Here is a 17,020-nt window from a genome sequence, read left to right on the forward strand (position 1 = left end):
TCGATCCCGTCCGGGCCGCGGTCGATCCCGTCCGGCCCGGTCTCCACGAGGACGCGCGAGCGTCCGGGTCGGAACGAGGGGGCGCCGGCTCCGTAACCACTATCCGCACAGCCGGCGAACCCGAGGTATGGACTGGCCACACGACCCCGACGGCGAGAAGGGGAGCGAGGGCATGCGGCAGTACGGCCACGCGGTGCTCGCGAAGAAGGTCGACGAGGAGGAGGACTTCCCGCTCTCGGCGGCCGACTACGTCGAGGAGTACGGCGACCACCCGATCCGGATCGACTACGAGACCGTCGTCTCCGTCGAGGAGATCTTCGAGGGGGTCGAAACGGAGGAGTTCGCGGACTTCGTCGAGTTCCACCGGGAGCTTGGCCGGGCGATGCGCGAGAACGGCTACTGGTTCTACGAGGGCGCGGACCGGTTCGTCGGCGGCTCGGCGTAGCCGCGCGATCCGTCGGCGGGGCGGCGTCGCCGACGACCCCGATCCGGCTCCGTCCCATTTAAGCCACCCCGCGGTGACCGACCGGACATGAGCAGCGAACGCATAGCCGTTCTCGCACACGAGAAGTTTCCGGACGAAGCGAAGACCGCCCTCGGCGTCATGCGCTACGGCGACCAGGCGATCGAGGCGATCCTCGACCGCGACCGCGCCGGCGACCGCGTCGCCGACCACGACTCCACCCTGCCCGACGCGCCGATCGTCGAGTCCTTCGAGGACGCGCTCGCCGCGTCCGAAGGCGGGATCGACGCCCTCTACATCGGCATCGCGCCGATCGGCGGCGGGTTCGACGAGACCTGGCGCGACGACGTGCGCGCCGCGATCGCGGCGGGCTGTGACGTGGTGAGCGGGCTCCACTACTTCCTCAACGAGGACGAGGAGTTCGCGGAGCTCGCGGCCGACCACGGCGTCGAGCTGCGCGACGTCCGCGACCCGCCGGAGGACCTGGGCGTCGCGACCGGTCGCTCCGCCGACGTCGACGCCGACGTGGTGCTCACGGTCGGGACGGACTGCTCCGTGGGCAAGATGACGGCCTCCCTCGAGATCGTCGAGGCCGCCCGCGAGCGCGGTATCGACGCCGCGTTCGTTCCCACCGGCCAGACGGGGATCATGATCGCGGGCTGGGGGAACCCGATCGACCGCGTCATTTCCGACTTCACCGCCGGCGCGGTCGAGGACCTGATCCTCGAGATCGGCGACGACCACGACCTGCTCGTCGTCGAGGGGCAGGGGACGATCATCCACCCCGCCTACTCGGCGGTCACCTGCGGGATCCTCCATGGCTCGATGGCCGACGGGCTCGTGCTCTGTCACGCCGCCGGCCGCGAGGCGATCCACGGCTACGAGTCCTTCGAGCTCCCGCCGTTCGCCGACTACGTCGACCTCTACGAGGACCTCGCGGAGCCGGTCCACGAGACCGAGGTCGTCGCGGGCGCGGTCAACACGAAGGACGTGGCTGACGACGACGAGGCCGGGTCGATCGTCGACGCGTTCGGCGAGGAGGTCGGGGTTCCCGCGGCCGATCCCGTCCGGCACGGCGCCGACCGGATCGTCGACGGCATCGTCGACGGGGTGCTCGAGGAATGAGCCTCGAGACCGCCTTCGAACGGGTCGCGATGGAGCTCGAGGAGCCGTTCACGATCTCGCGGGGCACCCAGACCGAGGCCGAGAACCTGATCGTCCGCGTGACCGACGACGCGGGGACGACGGGCGTCGGCGGCGCGGCCCCCGCGCGACACTACGGCGAGACCGCGGACACGGTCGAGGCGGTGTTGCCCGGCCTCCTCTCGGTCGTCGAGGAGATCGGCGACCCGCACGCGCTCACGACGATCGAGTCGCGGATGCGGGAGGTCGTTCAGGACAACCCGGCCGCCCGCTGTGCGGTCTCGATCGCGCTCCACGACCTGGCCGCGAAGCGGCTCGGCGTCCCCCTCTACCGGCTGTGGGGCCTCGACGCGACGGCGACGCCGGACACCTCCTTCACCGTCGGGATCGACACCACGGAGCGGATCCGCGAGAAGGCCGCGGACGCCGCCGACGCCGGCTACCCGATCCTGAAGGTGAAACTCGGCGGGGACCGCGACCGCGAGATCGTCGAGACGGTTCGGGCGGCCGCGCCCGACGCGACGATCCGCGTCGACGCCAACGAGGCGTGGACGCCCCGCGAGACGGTCGAGAAGAGCGAGTGGCTCGCGGAGCTGGGCGTGGAGTTCATCGAGCAGCCGGTGCCCGCCGAGGACCCGGAGGGCCTGAAGTTCGCCTACGAGCGTTCCGCGCTGCCGATCGCCGCCGACGAGTCCTGCGTGGTCGCCGCCGACGTCCCGCGGATCGCCGACCGGTGTGACATCGCGAACCTGAAGCTGATGAAGACGGGCGGACTCCTGGAGGCGCGGCGGGCGATCGCGACCGCGCGCTCGCACGGCCTCGAGGTGATGCTCGGCTGTATGGTCGAGTCCAACGCCTCGATCGCGGCCGCGACCCACCTCGCGCCGCTCCTGGACTACGCCGACCTCGACGGCTCGCTGCTGCTCGCCGAGGACCCCTTCGACGGTCCCGACCTCGCCGGCGGCGCGATCCCGCTCGACGACGTCGACCGTGCCGGAACCGGCGCGGTCGAGCGGTAACCGGGAGGACCTCCTTCGCCGGCCGCCGTCAACGAACGGCCGGCGCCCGTTCGCGCCCGGCCGACTACCGCAGGAACTCGATCGCGGCCCCCTGGCCGAACCCGACACACAGCGTCGCGAGCCCGCGCTCCGCGTCGCGTTTCTCCATCTCGTGGAGCAGGGTGACGGGAAGGCGCGCGCCGGAGGCCCCGAGCGGGTGACCGATCGCGATCGCGCCGCCGTTGACGTTGTAGATCTCCTCGTCGATCCCGAGCTCCCGGCGGGCGTACTCACACTGGGAGGCGAACGCCTCGTTGAGCTCGACGAGGTCGTAGTCGTCGACCGTCGTCCCTGCCCGCTCGAGCAGGTTCCGGGTCGCGGGGACCGGCCCGATCCCCATCACGGTGGGGTCGACGCCGGCGACCGCGTTGGTTCCGACCTCCGCGAGCACGTCCAGCCCGTGGTCCTCGGCGAACGCGCGGCTCGTCACGAGGGTCAGCGCCGCGCCGTCGGAGATCTGCGAGGCGTTCCCGGCGGTGACCGTCCCGTCGCCCGTGAACGCCGGCGGCAGCTCCGCGAGCTTCTCGGGGGTCGTGTCGGGGCGGATCCCCTCGTCCTCCTCGATCAGTCCGTCCTCCGTTTCCACGGGAACGATCTCGTCGTCGAAGCGCCCCGACTCGGTCGCCTCGGCGGCGCGCCGGTGGCTCCGGGCGGCGTACGCGTCCTGTGCCTCCCGGCTCACGTCGTACTCCTCCGCGACCTTCTCCGCCGTCATCCCCATCTGGAGCTGGAAGACGTTGTACCGCTCCGACAGCTCCGGGTGGAGGTGCTGGTAGGAGTCGCCGTCCATCGGGACGCGGCTCATGTTCTCGACGCCGCCGGCGACGACACAGTCACGGTTGCCCGCGGCGACCGCGTCGGCCGCGGAGATGACGGCCTGCATCGAGGAGGCGCACCACCGGTTGATCGAGGTCGCGGGCACCGACTCGCCGAGTTCGGAGAGGAGCGCGATGACGCGCGCGACGTTGTTGTCCTGTTCGGTCCGCTGCTGGGCGACCCCCCACATGAGGTCGTCGACGTGGTCGCTCGAGAGACCCGTCTCCGCGAGGAGGTGGTCGACGAGCCGGATCGAGAGGTCCTCGCTGCGGACGTCGGCGAAGACGCCCCCGTCTCTCCCCTGTGGCGTTCGGTACGCGGCCGCGATCACCGGCGTCGTGTCGTCGGTCATGCCCGAACGGAGAGTCGTGACGGGCTTAAAACGGCGTGGAACCCGAAGGAATCCGCCCGGAGTTTACGGTTTACGATCGGGATCGGAGAGCAGGCTCTCGCCGGTCATCTCCGCCGGACGGTCGATCCCCATGGTCTCCAGCACGGTCGGAGCGACGTCACGCAGCGACCCGCCCGCCCGTACCTCGCGGCCGCCGTCGTCGCCCTCGGGCGTCAGGTAGACGAACGGGACGGGGTTGTAGGTGTGGGCGGTGTGGGGGTCCTCGATCGTCCCCATGTCGTCGGCGTTGCCGTGGTCGGCGGTGACGACCGCGTGGCCGCCGGCGTCGGCGACGGCGGCGAGCAGCCGGGCGAGCTGCCGGTCGACCGCCTCGACCGCCGCGACGGCCGCCTCGAAGTCGCCGGTGTGACCCACCATGTCCGGGTTCGCGTAGTTCAACACCAACAGGTCCGGGTCGTCGGACGCGATGGTCTCGACGGCCTCGTCGGTGACCTCCCGCGCCGACATCTCGGGCCGTAAGTCGTAGGTCGGGACGTCCGGGCTCTCGACGATGGAGCGCAACTCGCCGGGGAACTCCACCTCCCGGCCGCCGTTGAGGAAGTAGGTGACGTGCGGGTACTTCTCCGACTCGGCGATGCGGAGCTGGGTCCCGCCCGCCTCCGAGACGACCTCGCCGACCGTGTTCGTCGGGATCTCTGGCGGGAACGCCACCGGAAACTCGAACGTCTCGTCGTACTCCGTCATGGTCACCAGCTCGACGTCCGGCTGGTCCGGGTCGAACCCCCAGTCCGGCTCCGTGTCGGTGAGCAGCCGGACCAGCTGGCGCGCGCGGTCCGCCCGGAAGTTGAAGAAGACGACGGCGTCGCCGTCCTCGAGGGCGGGCGCGCCGGAGACGAGCGTCGGCTCGACGAACTCGTCCGTCTCACCGCGAGCGTGCGCCTCGCGGGCGGCCGCGACCGCCGACTCGGCCTCGTGTGGCGCGTCGCGGTTCACGATCGCGTCGTAGGCGCGTTTCGTCCGCTCCCAGTTCTCGTCGCGGTCCATCGCGTGGTACCGGCCGGTCACGGTCGCGACCGCCCCCGTCCCGCGGTCCGCGGCGTGCTCCTCGACCGACGCGAGGAACTCGTCCGCGATCTCCGGGGCGGTGTCGCGGCCGTCGGTGAACGCGTGGGTCGTCGCCGGCACGCCCGCCTCGGCGGCCGCGTCGATGAGCGCCTCCAGATGCGAGACGTGCGAGTGGACGCCCCCGTCGGAGACGAGCCCCATGAAGTGGACCCGGCCGCCGGTCTCCGCGACGCGATCGAACGCCGACGCGAGCGCGTCGTTGTCGGCGAACGTCCTCTCGGCGAGCGCGTCCGTGATGCGGGTGTACGCCTGCTTGACGACCCGCCCCGCGCCGATGTTGAGGTGGCCGACCTCGGAGTTGCCCATCTGTCCGTCGGGGAGCCCCACGCGCCGACCGTGGACGACGAGCGACCCGGACGCCCCCCGGTCGGCCGCGTCGTCGAACGTCGGGGTGTCGGCGGCCGAGACCGCGTCGCGTCCCTGCGTGTCCGGAACGTGGGGATCCGCCGGCTCGAGGCCGGTCCGGTGTGGCGAGTCGCGGCCGAGGCCCCAGCCGTCGAGTACGACGAGCGCAGTTCGCATACCCCACACTCCCCGCCGGGAGGTAATTAGCCTTCGTTCCGGGGCGTCGGCGTCGGGACGGCCCGGAGACGGGACGTCGGGCCGGAGCGGCTCCGTCCGTCGGGATCGACCGAGTGCGGGAAGCCAACCTTTTGTCGGTCCGACGCTAACCATACGTTAATGGACTCCGCGGTACTGCTCGATCTCCTCGGCAACGAGAACCGGCGACGCATCCTCCGGCTGCTCGCCGAGAAACCCTGTTACGTCACGGAGATCTCGGAGTACCTCGGCGTGAGCCCCAAGGCGGTCATCGACCACCTCCGCAAGCTCGAGGAGGCCGGGCTGATCGAGTCGACAACGGACGACCAGCGGCGGAAGTACTTCCGGATCACGCGGAGCCTGCGGCTCGAGGTGAGCGTCTCGCCGTACGGCTTCGGCGCGAAGAGCGCCTACCCCGCCAGCAACAGCCTCGACATGTCCGGACGGTGTCCACACCTCTCGATCGAGGCCCCCGACGGGGACGGCGGCGACGAGATCGCCGACCTCGCGGCCGAGTACGGTCGGCTCCGCGAGCTCGACCGGGAGCTGTCGGTGGCCAAGCGATGGGTCCATGGGCGCGTCGAGGACGCGCTCGCTGAGATCGACGAGCGGCTCGGTACGGAGGCGGATAGCCGGTTCTACGCCGCGGTCCTCGCCGCGCTGTCCGAGACGGACGGCTCCGTCGAGGCGGTCGTCGACGAGGTCGGCGCGCCCGAGGACGCCGTCGTCGACGCCCTCTGGCGGCTCGCGGACGTCGGGGTCGTCACCCGCGACGAGGAGCGGTTCCGGATCCGATGACGGCGGCGGCGGCCGCTTTCGGAAGCTTTTGACTGCCGGCCGACGCAGTGGCGACGTGAGCCGCTACCGAAACCTCTCGTTGTTCCTGCTCCTCGCCGCGGTGTGGGGGTCGGCGTTCATGGCGATCAACGCCGGGTTGGCGTACTTCCCGCCGGTGTTGTTCGCCGCGATCCGGTACGACGTCGCGGGCGTCGTCATGCTCGCGTACGCGGCCTACGTCGTCGACGACCCCGTCCCGCGCGGCCGCGGCGAGTGGACGCTCGTCGGCGTCGGCGCGGTGTTGCTCATCGCCGCCTACCACGCCTTCCTGTTCATCGGACAGACCGATCCCGAGGTGACGAGCGCGGTCGCGTCGGTCACGGTCGGCCTCTCGCCGGTGTTGACGACGGTGTTCGCGCGGGCGTTTCTCCCCTCCGAACGACTGACGGTCCTCGGCGTCGCCGGCCTGCTCGTCGGACTCGCCGGCGCGGGGGTGCTGGCCGCGCCCGACCCCGCGAACCTCGCGGCCGGCGGCACCGTCGCGAAGTTCCTCGTGTTCCTGGCGGCCGCGTCGTTCGCGCTCGGGTCCGTGCTCACGCGCGCGCTCGACGTCGGCATGGAGATAGAGACCATGGAGGCGTGGTCGATGCTGTTCGGCGCGGCGATCATGCACGTCGTCGCGGTCGGCCTCGGCGAGTCGATGGCCGCGATCGTCTGGACGACCGACGCGCTCCTCGCGCTCGGCTACCTCGCGGTGTTCGCGAGCGGCTTCGGCTACCTCGTCTACTTCCGCCTCCTCGACCGGCTCGGGCCGATCGAGATCAACCTCGTCTCCTACGTCGCGCCCGTCTTCGCGGCGCTCTCCGGCTGGCTCGTGTTGGACGAGGGGCTCACCCCGAACACGATCGCCGGGTTCCTGCTCATCTGTTGTGGCTTCCTGCTCGTCAAGCGGGCGGCGATCCGCGACGAGCTCCGGCGGCGGGGCGTGGTGTCGTGATCCCGCCGTTCCGATCGCGGGAACCGGTTCGCCGGCACGGACCGCCCGGACCCAGCAGGCCTTTGTCGCGTCCACACGAGTCGCCGGTATGAACCGCGAGGAACTCGCCGCCCGGATCGACCACACCGTGCTCGGCCCGACGACGACGCCCGCGGACGTCGAACGCGTCCTCACGGAGGCCGACAGGCACGGAATGAACGTCTGTATCCCGCCGTGTTACCTCGGCGAGGCGGCCGATCACGACGCGGACCCCAACGCGATCGCGACCGTCGTCGGGTTTCCACACGGGCAGTCGTCGATGGAGACCAAACGCGACGAGGCGGTGGCCGCCTGGGAGGACGGGGCCGACGAGATCGACCTCGTGATCAACGTCGGGCGGCTGACGGCCGGCGAGGACGCCGCGGTGGCGACCGAGATAGCCGAGGTCGTCGCCGCCGTCCCGATCCCGGTGAAGGTCATCATCGAGACCGCGCTCCTGACCGACGCCGAGAAGCGCCGCGCCTGCGAGGCGGCGGTCGACGCCGACGCCGACATGGTGAAGACGTCGACCGGCTTCGCCGACGGCGGCGCGACGGTTCCCGACGTGGAGCTGATGAGCGAGTACCTTCCGGTGAAAGCCTCCGGCGGCGTCGGCACCTACGAGCAGGCGATGGCCATGGTCGAGGCCGGCGCGGCGCGGATCGGCGCCTCCTCGGGGGTCGCGATCCTCGACGGCGCGCCGGAGGCCGCTGGAGAGCGGAAGGGTTAGTCGTCCGCGTCGGTCCCGTCCCCGTTGCCTCCCTCGACCGAGGGAGTTCTCGGCTCGGTCTCGACGCCGACCTCCGCGTACGAGTCGTCGCGGTCGCGGGATCCGGACCCGAACAGCCGGTCGAGGAGGCCGCGGTCGTGCCGCTTCTCGGCTATCAGGACCGAACACTCGACGTCGTAGAGGACGTCGAGCACGAGCGAGCCGCGAACCAGCCGCGAGAGGAGGCCCTTCTCCGTCGCGCCGATCACGAGCAGGGTCGCGTCGCGGGCCGCCTCCCCGATGCGCGATTGAACGTCGCCGGACTCGACGCGGAGCTCCGCGTCCTCGAGGCCGTTGTCGGCCGCCCACGACGCGAGGAACGCCTCGCCCTCCGCCCGGTCGTCGGCGACGTGGAGCAGCGTGACCTCGGCGTCGAACTCGATCTGGAGGGTTCGGGCGACCGCGGCCGACAGCTCCGAGTCGGGGCCGCCGGCGGTCGGGACGAGGACCCGCGAGGGGTCGAGCCCGCGGTCGCGGAACACGAGGAAGTCACACGGCAGCGAGTGGGCGAGCTCGTCGATCGCCGACTCGGCCCGGCCGGGCGCCCCGTGGGAGTCCTCGCCCCAGCCCATCACGGTCAGGTCCGCGCCGTAGGTTCGCGCGGCGTCGAACACCTCCTCGAACACGCGGTGGGAGAGAACGACGTGGGTCTCCACGTCGACGCCGAACGTCTCGGCGTCCTCCTTGGCTCGGTCGAGCAGGTCGTGGGCGGCGTCGTGTGCGCCCCGATCGCGGGCCGCCTCGAGCGACGTCTGGTCCGGCACGTTCGCGATGTTGACCGCGACGACGGTGCCGTCGTGGCGTTTGGCGAGCGCGGAGGCGAGCGTGATCAGGTGCTCCTCGGTCGCGGGGTTCGCGAGCGGCACCATCACTCGATAGTCGCCGCCGCTCGGCTGGACGGAGGTCGCCGCCGACACCGCCGGTTTGGGAAGCTCCTCCGAGCGATCGAGCACCCACGACCCCAACACGCCCCGCGACTCCACCCGCGAGCGGGCGTACACCAGATACCAGAGCACGGCGAAGACGACGAGGCCGAGCGAGATCATGATGATCGTCGGCTCGATGTAGACGATCAGCGCGAAGGAGGAGACCGCGCCGACGAGCGGGACGATCGGGTACAGCGGCACCTCGAAGTCCGGATCGTACCCCTCGACGCCGGACTCGCGCATCACGATGAGCGCGAGGTTGAGCAGGCCGTAGACGACGAGGTGGAGCACGGAGCCCATCGTCGACAGCGACTCGACGCCGCCGGCGACGAGGAACACGAGAATGAGGGCGCCGGTGAGACCGATCGACTTGTACGGCGTGCCGAACCGGTCGTGGATCTCGTTGAGCGTCGGCGTGACGATCTTCTCGCGCCCCATCGCGAAGTTGATCCGCGACGAGGAGAGGATCGACGCGTTCGCCGAGGAGGCGGTCGCGAGCAGCCCGCCGATCAACAGCATCCCGGCGCCGACCGCGCCGAGCGAGTAGCCGAACACCGTGTAGTTGCCGAACAGCAGCCTCGCGGCGTCGACGACCGCGGTCTCGTTGTTCGCGACGAGCTCGTTCGGCACCGCCGCGAGCAACACGACGAGGAACAGCGCGTACACGAGGGTGACGACCACAACCGAGCCGAGCACCGCGAGCGGGAGGTTGCGACCGGGGTTCTTGATCTCCTCCGCGACCGAGGTGATCTGGACGAACCCCAGATACGAGACGAAGATGATCCCGGTGACGGGCAACACCTCCCCCGGCGTCCCCGGCGGGGCGATCGGCCGCAGCGACTCCATCTCCGCGTTCAACAGTCCGACGACGGTGAAGACCGCGAGGATCCCCAGAAGCGACATGACGATGACGATCTGGAGGCCGCCGGTCTCCTTGGCGCCGAAGTAGTTGACGGCGATGAACAACAGCGCGCCCGCGAGCCCGATCACTTGGGCGGCCTCGAGCGTGAGCGGCCCGATACCGACCGGCCCGAGCCCCACGAGGGCGTTGACGTACTCGCCGAAGCCGTACATGTAGAACGCCGAGGCGAACGCGAGCCCGAGCCAGTTCGCCCAGCCGGCGATCGAGCCGAACAGCGGGCCGAGCGCCCGGTTGACGTAGAAGTACGCGCCGCCGGACTTCGGCATCGCCGTGCCGAGTTCGGAGGCCGAAAGCGCGGTGAATAAGGCTATCACGCCGCCGAGAACGAACGTCGCCGCCGCGAGCGGACCGGCACGCGCGACCGCGGTGCCGGGCAGCACGAAGATGCCGGCACCGATCATGGTGCCGATCCCGATCGTGAGCGCCGCGAGGGGGCCGAGGTCCTTCGCGAGCTCCTCGTCGCCGCTCACGTGCGACCCTCCGTCGTGACGTCGTCGTCGACGATCGACACGACTCGCTTCGAACTACGCGGGGTCATGTGCCACACTCTCTCGGCTAGGGATTTAGGCGGTTCGTTCGTCCGCGGGACGCTCCCGGTCCGTTTTTGGCCGTCCGACGCGGACGGAACGGCATGACCATCGATACGGCACGGGTCGAGGAGCTGATCGAGTCGGGGATCCCCGAGTCGGTCGCGCGGGTGAGCACGCCGCGGATCCACGACGACGAGGACGAGGACGCCCACTTCGCGGCGGTCGTCGTCTCGCCAGCCTTCGAGGGCGAGTCGCTCGTCGACCAGCACCAGCGCGTGTACGACGCCGTCGGCGACCACATGACCCGGTCGGTCCACGCGCTGGAGATCAAGACGTACACGCCCGAGGCGTACGCCGAGCACGGCGACGGGGCCCTCGACGACGACCTCCGGTCGGCGGGGTTGCTCCCGGTCGAGTAGGGTGGCGCGGAGTCGAGCAGGCACGCCGTCCGGGAGCTTTTCGGTCCCCGCGGCCGTCGACCGCGTATGCGCCCGTCGCCCTCCACGCTCGAGCGCCTCGAGGACGCCTCCTGGCCGGTCGTGGTGCCTGTCGTCCTGCTGTTTCTCGTCGGCGTCTACCGCCGCGCGAGCCGTATCGATCCCGCGTTCGGCGTCGTCGTCGTCGCCTTCCTCGTGCTGAACGGCGGGTTGATCGCGCTCGCCGGCCGGGTGGCGGGCCGGGACGGGGACTGACGCCGCGGGGCGGAGTCGACGGGCGGGTCACTCCTCGTCGGCGTCGTCGGCGTCGCCATCGTCGTCGCCGTCGGAGTCCGACGAGTCCGCGTCCCGGTCGGCCAACCCGGCGAGGTGGCCGATCTCCGGAAGGACGATCTCCTCGACGCCGAGCCGGACCGCGTTCTCCGATCCGGGGAGACAGCAGACGACGGTGCCGTCGACGACGCCCGCGGTCGCGCGGGAGCCGACGGTCCGGGTGCCGACCTCCTCGGCGGAGAGCCGGCGGAACAGCTCGCCGAAGCCGGGGAGCGTCTTCTCGAAGAGCGGGGCGACCGCCTCGGGCGTGACGTCGTCGGGGGTCACGCCCGTGCCGCCGGTCGTCACGATGGCGTCGGTGTCCTCGCGTCGCGCGAGCCGGTCGACGGTGCCCTGGATCCCGTCGAAGTCGTCGTCGACGAGCTCGCGAACGGCCACCTCGTGTCCCGCGTCCTCGAACGTCTCGACGAGCCGGTCGCCGGAGGCGTCCTCCTCGAGGGATCGGGACGAGGAGACGGTGACGACCGCGACCGCGACGCTCTCCGCGTCGTGGTCGTGGTGGTGGCCGTGGTGGTCGTGGTCGTGGTCGTCGTGGCCATGGTGGTCGTGGTCGTGGTGGTGACCATGGTGGTCGTGGTCGTGGTCGTCGTGGCCGTGGTCGTCGTGGTGGTGGTCATGTTCGTGGCCGTCGTCGTGCTCGGCGTCGCGATCGGATGGCTGACCGTCGTCGCTCATGGTCGCCCGTTCGTTGGGGCGGGTGAAAACAGCACTCGTCGCCGGCCGGGCGCGGACCGCCTTCGGGCGGGAACGACTCAGGGCCAGTCGTCGCGGGACGACTCCTCGACGTCCTCCGTCTCCTCCGGGGTCGCCAGCGTCCAGCCGGCGGCCTCCGCCGCGTCCTCGACGTGGAGGAACTCCCAGTCGGTCGCCTCCGCGACCGCGGCGTCGCCGTCGTCGACGCCGACGAAGACGTGCCGGTCGGTGTCGAACTGGCTCCTGATGTTCTCCAGGCTCTCCTCGACGCCGCGCGGCCCGGAGAAGAAGTCCTGTCGGACGCGGTGTTTCCGGGTGAAGTTCGTGACGACGTAGGTGGGTTTCTCGCTTACGACCCCGACGTACTCCGTCCACTGTCGAGCGCCGCTGAACACGGCGTTCGGGTCGGCGAGTGCCTTCAGCGCCTCCAGTTCGAACGCCAACGTCATGTCGCTTGATCCGCCGCTGTCCATGCGTTCACGTTTCGCGTCGCGGGCGAAAACGACTTCGCTTCGCACACGGGTCGCGGCCCCCGAGTCCTGACGGGACGGAGCCGAGCGGGCGCGACGGTCGCCGCCGGGTCAGCGGGCCCGGATCCGGTAGTACTCGGTGAACTTCACGACGTCGCCGTCCTCGAGGTCGCCCGACTTCGGGGCGGTCCGCGGTCGGTCCGCCAACTCGGCGACGGCGGCCTGCGTCGCCTCGTCGAGCTCGTCGTAGTGTCGGACCCGCGCGTCGGACGGCACCCGCCCGGTGCGACGCAGCCGCATCCGTCGTCCCTCCTTCCGAAGCGCCATGTGTTAGTAGTTGTCACGGTTCTTGTTAACTCTTTCGAGCGGAGGACGTCGCTCACGAGCCGACGGCGGAACCGTCGCGACGCGGCAGCGTGACCGTGACGACCGTCCCGCGGGGATCGGCGTCCGCCACCGTCGCCGACCCGCCGGACTGCTGGAGCACCCAGTACACCAGCCACAGTCCCAGTCCGCTGCCGTGATACAGCGCGTCGACGGCGCGACCGGTCTCCAACACGTCGCGGTTCATCCCGTTCAGGCCGGGGCCGTCGTCGACGACCTCGACCCTCACCGTCTCCGCCGTCGTCTCGACGGCGACCTCGATCGAGGGACGATCGCGGTCGTGGTGGACGACCGCGTTGTGGATCAGCTCCTCTATCGCCCGGTCGATCCACCCGGTCGCGGACGCGACCGCCTCGCCCGCCGCCGGCGTCGACGCGGAGATCGTCGCCGCCGCGAACTCCGAGTCGGTCGCCGCGACGAGCTGGTCGACCGTCCGACCGAGGTCGACCGCCTCCACGTCCGGGGGATCGCTCAGCACCTCGGTGATGTGGTGGACCTTCTCGCTCGTCGTCAGGAGCTCGTCGGCACGCGAGACGATGTAGGACGCCGCCTCGGCGAGCTCGTCGGGATCGCGACCGGCGGCGTCGGTTCGTTCCGTCCCCCGCCCGGCGATCTGTTCCGCCCGCCCGCGGATCACGGTCACGGCGTTGCGGAGGTTGTGTTGGAGCACCCGGTCGACGACCTGGAGCTGTGTGGCCCGGTTCTCGCTGTCCGTCACGTCCCGAAGGACCCCGACGACCCCGGCCACGGCGTCCTCGTCCTCCGACGCCTCGAGCGGGTAGTAGCGCACGTCGAAGGTACGGGTGCCCCGGTCGGGGTGGGTTCGCGTCGTCCGGTACTCGACCGACTCCCCGCGGAGCGCCCGGTCGACGTGGCGTTTCACGTCGGGATACTGCTCGTCGTCGACGACCTCGGTCAGCGAGAGCCCGTTCACGTCCGTCTCCTCGATGTCGTGGTACGTCCGGTACTGCCGGTTGGCGAAGAGGAACTGTCCGTCCCGGTCGACGGCGGCGATCAGGTCGGTCGCGCCGTCGATGGCCCGTTCGAACTGCTCCAGCTCCCGCTCGCGCGTCTTGATCTCGGTCACGTCCCGACAGATCGCGAACGTCCCCGCGAGGTCGCCGTCGCCGTCGTAGTAGGGGTACCGTCGCGTGCTGAAGGTCGCCTCCCGCCCGCTCGACTCGAACGTCGGCGACACCTCGTAGTCGACGGTCTCCTCCGTCTCGAGCACCTCCTCGCGCCGGTCGTCGATCGTCGCCGCCGTCTCCGGATCCATGAACGCGAACTCGTCCGTGCCGTACAGCTCCTCGCGCGGCACGCCGGCGAAGTCGCTTACGGCCTCGTTGAGCAGTTCGAACTCGCCGTCGCGGTTCTGTAACAGGATGGGTTCGTCGAGCTGCTCGACGATGTCCTGGTACTGCTTCAGCCTCCCCACGGCCGCCTTCCGCTCGGTGACGTCCGTCTGGATGGCGACGAACCGCGAGACGGTCCCCGCGTCGTCGAGCACCGGCGCGATCGTCTGGTGGGCGTGGTACGTCTCGCCGTCCTTGCGGCGGTCGACGATCTCCTCCTCCCACACCTCGCCCGCGCGGATCGTCTCCCACAGCGACGCGAAGTACTCCTCGGACATCTCCCCGGAGTTGAGTATCGCCGGCGTCTCGCCGATGACCTCCTCGGCCTCGTAGCCCGTGTGTTCCGTGAACGCCGGGTTGACGTACTCGATCGTCCCGTCGGTGTCCGTGACGTAGATCGCGTGGCCCGCCTGCTCGATCAGGTTCCGGAACGTCCGAAGCTCCCGTCCCCCGTCGCCCTCGCTCCGCTCCCGGAAGCCGCCGGTGTAGACGCGCAGCCCCTCGGCCTCGTGGTCGTGAAACCTGACCGAGAAGGTGTGAACGTCGTCGCCCGCGCCCGCGAGCGGGATCGTGACGGTTCCCTCGCCGACGAGCCGCTCGGGCTCCTCGAGCCGATCCCGGAGGGAACGCGCGCGCCGATCGGCGGTCGCTTCCGGGATCAGCGCCGCGAGCCGCCGACCGACGAGATCCGCCGGCGCGTACCCGAGCACCGACCCGACCGCCGGGTTCGCGTAGACGACCGTTCCCTCCCCGTCGAGCGAGATCACCGGGTCGGAACTCCCCTCGACGAACGACGCGAGGAACCCGTCGTCGAACGGGTCCGGTCGGTCGTCGGCGTGACGTGGCATTACCGATCGATCAAGCGAGGGTGACGTGAAAAGGTACTGGCTCCCGTCCGAAACCGGGAACGCGCCCGAGGTCCGCGAACGCCGGTCAGTGCTCGGTCGACGCGGCGAGGTCGTCGACGGAGAAGCCGGGCTCCATGAGCAGGTCCGTCTGACCGCTCACGTCGCGTTTCTCGCGCATCAGCTGTTTGAACGCCGACTGCGGGGAGAGGTCGCCGATGAGCACGCCGCCGACGATCCGGCCGTCCTTCAGCGCGACGCGTCGCCACTCGCCCTCGGCGGTGGTGGCCTCCACCGAGTCGTCCCCGAGCGTCGGGTGACCGAAGGAGAGGAACGGGAAATCGAAGTGCGTGATCGAGTACGAGGAGACCCACTCGAAGGGCTCGCTGCCGTGGTCGATCATGTTGTGAGCGGCGATCGTCCCCTGCTCCTTGGCCGACCCCCACGCGCCGTTCTGTGCGCGCTCGCCGAGGATCGTGTCGTGGAACTCCGTGATGTCGCCGGCGGCGAACACGTTGTCCACGTTCGTCCGCATGTACTCGTCGACGACGACCCCGTCGTCGGTCTCGATGGGCGTGTCCTCGAGGATCTCCGTGTTGAAGTCCAGCCCGATCGCCACGCCGGCGAAGTCGCACTCGTACCGCTCGCCGTTGGGGTCGACGGCCGCCTCCACGTGGCCGTCGTCGTCGACCTCGAAGCGGTCCACGCCGGAGTCGAAGACGGGCTCGACGCCGCGCTCGCGCATCGCCTCGTGCATGATCTCCGCGCCCTCCGTCGAGAGGGCGTAGCGCCACCAGGAGTCGCCGCGCATCAGGTACTTTGCCTCCACGTCCTGTGCGCCGCAGATCGCCGCGAAGTCGATGCCGAGCAGCCCCGCGCCGACGATGACGCCCCGGTCGGCGTCCTCCACGCTCTCCTTGATCTTCCGGGCGTCCTGGAACGTCCAGAAGTGGTGGATCCCCTCCGCGTCCGCGTTCCCCACGGGGAGCTGCTGGGGCGTCCCGCCGATCGCCAGCAGCAGCGAGTCGTACTCGATCGTCTCCCCCTCGTGGGTCCGGACCGCGTCGTTCTCGACGTCGACGTCGACGACCAGCGTGTTCAAGCGGAGGTCGACGTCGTGGTCGTCGTACCACGACTCGTCGTGGATCGAGATGGGCGCCTCCGGGAGCTTCCCCTTCGCGAACTCCTTTATCAGGATCCGGTTGTAGAGGGACTCCCCCTCCTCGGTGATGACCGTGATCTCGGCGTCAGGCGCTTCCTCGCGGAGGGTCTCGGCGGCGGAGGCCCCCGCGATCCCGTCCCCGACGATCACGTACGAATCGCTCATGGGCGGCGTTTCGGATTGGGGGTTAATGTGGATTGTCATCCGCGTTCAGAACCGTGATAGTCCCTGGCTCGCCCAGCGGTTCGACGTTCCCGACCGCTCCGTCCGGCGGATCGGCCGTCGGATCGCGCCGTCATCGCCACAGATTCAAGGCCGTCCCGACCCAACGACGCGTATGAAGATCCGGCAGAACATCCGCCACTGGGCCGCGAAGAAGGCGCTTACGACCCCGGTGGTCGGCGACGTCGCCAACGACAAGCTCGTCGACCTACACACGAGCATCTTCCTCAACAAGGCCGACGAGGAGCGGCGCGAGGAGCGCAGGGACCACCTCGACGACTTCTTCGACGCGACCATGGACGCGTACGTCGCCGCCCTCGAGGCCGGCTTCCCGGAGGCCGAGGCCCGCGAGATCACCCACGTCCAGGCCAACTTCGACTTCTTCAACCACGGCTGGACGGAGATGATGGAGATCCCCGGCGACGAGCTGGAGGAGCACTACCGCCGGTACGAGACGTTCTTCTCGGACCACGGGATCACGATCGACGATCCGCTCGGCGGGTTCCGCCCGGCGGCCGGGATCGCGGACGCGCCGGAGACCCCGGAGCGGCTCGAGACGGCGGAGTACGAGAACGCGCTCGCCGGCTTCGCCGACGACGTCTACGTGGAGACCGACGACGGCGAGACGGTCGTCGGCGGCGACACCGACGAGCCCGAGGAGGTCGACCCCGCCGTCGCGCCCGGCC

17 protein-coding genes are annotated in these 17,020 nt (G+C 70.3%); 9 read left to right on the top strand and 8 right to left on the bottom strand.

Features of this window, described 5'->3' with window-relative positions; translation table 11 throughout:
* Positions 1 to 127: 127 nt before the first annotated feature.
* From DJ70_RS10365 to DJ70_RS10375, 3 genes are all read left to right on the top strand, one after another.
* Positions 128 to 445 carry a DUF5785 family protein gene (locus DJ70_RS10365; protein WP_094532729.1) on the top strand — a complete coding sequence of 106 codons (318 nt, stop codon included), beginning with the start codon at positions 128 to 130 and terminating at the stop codon, positions 443 to 445.
* Positions 446 to 532: 87 nt separating this feature from the next.
* Positions 533 to 1,588: a DUF1611 domain-containing protein gene (locus DJ70_RS10370; protein WP_094532731.1), complete on the top strand. Its 1,056-nt coding sequence runs from the start codon at positions 533 to 535 to the stop codon at positions 1,586 to 1,588.
* A complete protein-coding gene (locus DJ70_RS10375; RefSeq protein WP_094532732.1) occupies positions 1,585 to 2,625 on the top strand; it encodes a dipeptide epimerase in 1,041 nt (346 codons plus the stop codon). Before DJ70_RS10370 ends, DJ70_RS10375 begins: the two co-directional genes overlap by 4 nt.
* A 64-nt stretch (positions 2,626 to 2,689) precedes the next feature.
* On the opposite strand, the gene DJ70_RS10380 is transcribed toward DJ70_RS10375, so the two are convergent.
* Positions 2,690 to 3,832 carry a thiolase family protein gene (locus tag DJ70_RS10380; RefSeq protein WP_094532734.1) on the bottom strand — a complete coding sequence of 381 codons (1,143 nt, stop codon included), beginning with the start codon at positions 3,830 to 3,832 and terminating at the stop codon, positions 2,690 to 2,692.
* A 63-nt stretch (positions 3,833 to 3,895) separates the two neighbouring features.
* The gene (gene gpmI / locus DJ70_RS10385) at positions 3,896 to 5,479 is read right to left on the bottom strand and encodes a 2,3-bisphosphoglycerate-independent phosphoglycerate mutase (protein ID WP_094532736.1); all 1,584 of its coding nucleotides are present in this window, start codon (positions 5,477 to 5,479) and stop codon (positions 3,896 to 3,898) included.
* A 159-nt stretch (positions 5,480 to 5,638) separates the two neighbouring features.
* Between gpmI and DJ70_RS10390 the strand changes: the two genes are divergently transcribed.
* The 3 genes from DJ70_RS10390 (at position 5,639) to deoC (ending at position 8,019) form a co-directional block, all read left to right on the top strand.
* Positions 5,639 to 6,295 carry an ArsR/SmtB family transcription factor gene (locus DJ70_RS10390; RefSeq protein WP_094532738.1) on the top strand — a complete coding sequence of 219 codons (657 nt, stop codon included), beginning with the start codon at positions 5,639 to 5,641 and terminating at the stop codon, positions 6,293 to 6,295.
* Positions 6,296 to 6,350: 55 nt separating this feature from the next.
* Positions 6,351 to 7,271: a DMT family transporter gene (locus DJ70_RS10395; RefSeq protein WP_094532740.1), complete on the top strand. Its 921-nt coding sequence runs from the start codon at positions 6,351 to 6,353 to the stop codon at positions 7,269 to 7,271.
* Positions 7,272 to 7,359: 88 nt separating this feature from the next.
* Positions 7,360 to 8,019 (top strand): deoxyribose-phosphate aldolase, encoded by a 660-nt coding sequence (deoC, locus tag DJ70_RS10400; protein ID WP_094532742.1) that lies wholly within the window; start codon positions 7,360 to 7,362, stop codon positions 8,017 to 8,019.
* Here the strand turns inward: deoC and DJ70_RS10405 are convergent.
* A complete protein-coding gene (locus DJ70_RS10405) occupies positions 8,016 to 10,376 on the bottom strand; it encodes an amino acid permease (protein ID WP_094532744.1) in 2,361 nt (786 codons plus the stop codon). The genes deoC and DJ70_RS10405 overlap by 4 nt on opposite strands.
* 161 nt (positions 10,377 to 10,537) lie before the next feature.
* Here DJ70_RS10405 and DJ70_RS10410 point away from each other — a divergent pair, with 161 nt between their 5' ends.
* Together DJ70_RS10410 and DJ70_RS10415 are read left to right on the top strand one after the other, a co-directional pair.
* Positions 10,538 to 10,855, top strand: a complete 318-nt coding sequence (locus DJ70_RS10410; RefSeq protein WP_094532746.1) for a BolA family protein — start codon at positions 10,538 to 10,540, stop codon at positions 10,853 to 10,855.
* A gap of 66 nt (positions 10,856 to 10,921) precedes the next feature.
* Positions 10,922 to 11,128: a hypothetical protein gene (locus DJ70_RS10415; RefSeq protein WP_094532748.1), complete on the top strand. Its 207-nt coding sequence runs from the start codon at positions 10,922 to 10,924 to the stop codon at positions 11,126 to 11,128.
* A 27-nt stretch (positions 11,129 to 11,155) separates the two neighbouring features.
* Here DJ70_RS10415 and DJ70_RS10420 read toward each other — a convergent pair whose 3' ends face one another.
* From DJ70_RS10420 to DJ70_RS10440, 5 genes are all read right to left on the bottom strand, one after another.
* Positions 11,156 to 11,881, bottom strand: coding sequence for a MogA/MoaB family molybdenum cofactor biosynthesis protein (locus DJ70_RS10420; RefSeq protein WP_094532750.1), 726 nt, complete (start codon positions 11,879 to 11,881; stop codon positions 11,156 to 11,158).
* 77 nt (positions 11,882 to 11,958) lie between these two features.
* Entirely contained in the window at positions 11,959 to 12,372 is a 414-nt protein-coding gene (locus DJ70_RS10425; RefSeq protein WP_094532752.1) for a DUF7124 domain-containing protein, read from the bottom strand.
* 108 nt (positions 12,373 to 12,480) lie between these two features.
* Positions 12,481 to 12,696, bottom strand: a complete 216-nt coding sequence (locus tag DJ70_RS10430; RefSeq protein ID WP_245810813.1) for a hypothetical protein — start codon at positions 12,694 to 12,696, stop codon at positions 12,481 to 12,483.
* Between the two features lie 52 nt (positions 12,697 to 12,748).
* Positions 12,749 to 14,953, bottom strand: coding sequence for a PAS domain S-box protein (locus tag DJ70_RS10435; RefSeq protein WP_094532753.1), 2,205 nt, complete (start codon positions 14,951 to 14,953; stop codon positions 12,749 to 12,751).
* Between the two features lie 85 nt (positions 14,954 to 15,038).
* Positions 15,039 to 16,277 carry an NAD(P)/FAD-dependent oxidoreductase gene (locus DJ70_RS10440; protein WP_094532755.1) on the bottom strand — a complete coding sequence of 413 codons (1,239 nt, stop codon included), beginning with the start codon at positions 16,275 to 16,277 and terminating at the stop codon, positions 15,039 to 15,041.
* Positions 16,278 to 16,449: 172 nt separating this feature from the next.
* On the opposite strand from DJ70_RS10440, the gene DJ70_RS10445 reads away from it, so the two are divergent.
* The coding region (locus DJ70_RS10445) for a DUF6149 family protein (RefSeq protein WP_094532757.1) at positions 16,450 to 17,020 on the top strand (571 nt) is incomplete at its 3' end.

Origin of the sequence: Halorubrum halodurans, from assembly GCF_002252985.1 — an archaeon.
Lineage (GTDB): Archaea > Halobacteriota > Halobacteria > Halobacteriales > Haloferacaceae > Halorubrum > Halorubrum halodurans.

What these genes read in the sequence shown, in the direction of transcription:
- DJ70_RS10375 (WP_094532732.1), top strand. Translation starts at nt 1,585, where the DNA reads ATGAGCCTCGAGACCGCCTTCGAACGGGTCGCGATGGAGCTCGAGGAG.
- DJ70_RS10440 (WP_094532755.1), bottom strand. Translation starts at nt 16,277, where the DNA reads ATGAGCGATTCGTACGTGATCGTCGGGGACGGGATCGCGGGGGCCTCC.
- DJ70_RS10370 (WP_094532731.1), top strand. Translation starts at nt 533, where the DNA reads ATGAGCAGCGAACGCATAGCCGTTCTCGCACACGAGAAGTTTCCGGAC.
- DJ70_RS10390 (WP_094532738.1), top strand. Translation starts at nt 5,639, where the DNA reads ATGGACTCCGCGGTACTGCTCGATCTCCTCGGCAACGAGAACCGGCGA.
- DJ70_RS10425 (WP_094532752.1), bottom strand. Translation starts at nt 12,372, where the DNA reads ATGGACAGCGGCGGATCAAGCGACATGACGTTGGCGTTCGAACTGGAG.
- DJ70_RS10365 (WP_094532729.1), top strand. Translation starts at nt 128, where the DNA reads ATGGACTGGCCACACGACCCCGACGGCGAGAAGGGGAGCGAGGGCATG.
- DJ70_RS10420 (WP_094532750.1), bottom strand. Translation starts at nt 11,881, where the DNA reads ATGAGCGACGACGGTCAGCCATCCGATCGCGACGCCGAGCACGACGAC.
- DJ70_RS10435 (WP_094532753.1), bottom strand. Translation starts at nt 14,953, where the DNA reads ATGCCACGTCACGCCGACGACCGACCGGACCCGTTCGACGACGGGTTC.
- DJ70_RS10380 (WP_094532734.1), bottom strand. Translation starts at nt 3,832, where the DNA reads ATGACCGACGACACGACGCCGGTGATCGCGGCCGCGTACCGAACGCCA.
- DJ70_RS10415 (WP_094532748.1), top strand. Translation starts at nt 10,922, where the DNA reads ATGCGCCCGTCGCCCTCCACGCTCGAGCGCCTCGAGGACGCCTCCTGG.
- DJ70_RS10430 (WP_245810813.1), bottom strand. Translation starts at nt 12,696, where the DNA reads ATGGCGCTTCGGAAGGAGGGACGACGGATGCGGCTGCGTCGCACCGGG.
- deoC (WP_094532742.1), top strand. Translation starts at nt 7,360, where the DNA reads ATGAACCGCGAGGAACTCGCCGCCCGGATCGACCACACCGTGCTCGGC.
- DJ70_RS10410 (WP_094532746.1), top strand. Translation starts at nt 10,538, where the DNA reads ATGACCATCGATACGGCACGGGTCGAGGAGCTGATCGAGTCGGGGATC.
- gpmI (WP_094532736.1), bottom strand. Translation starts at nt 5,479, where the DNA reads ATGCGAACTGCGCTCGTCGTACTCGACGGCTGGGGCCTCGGCCGCGAC.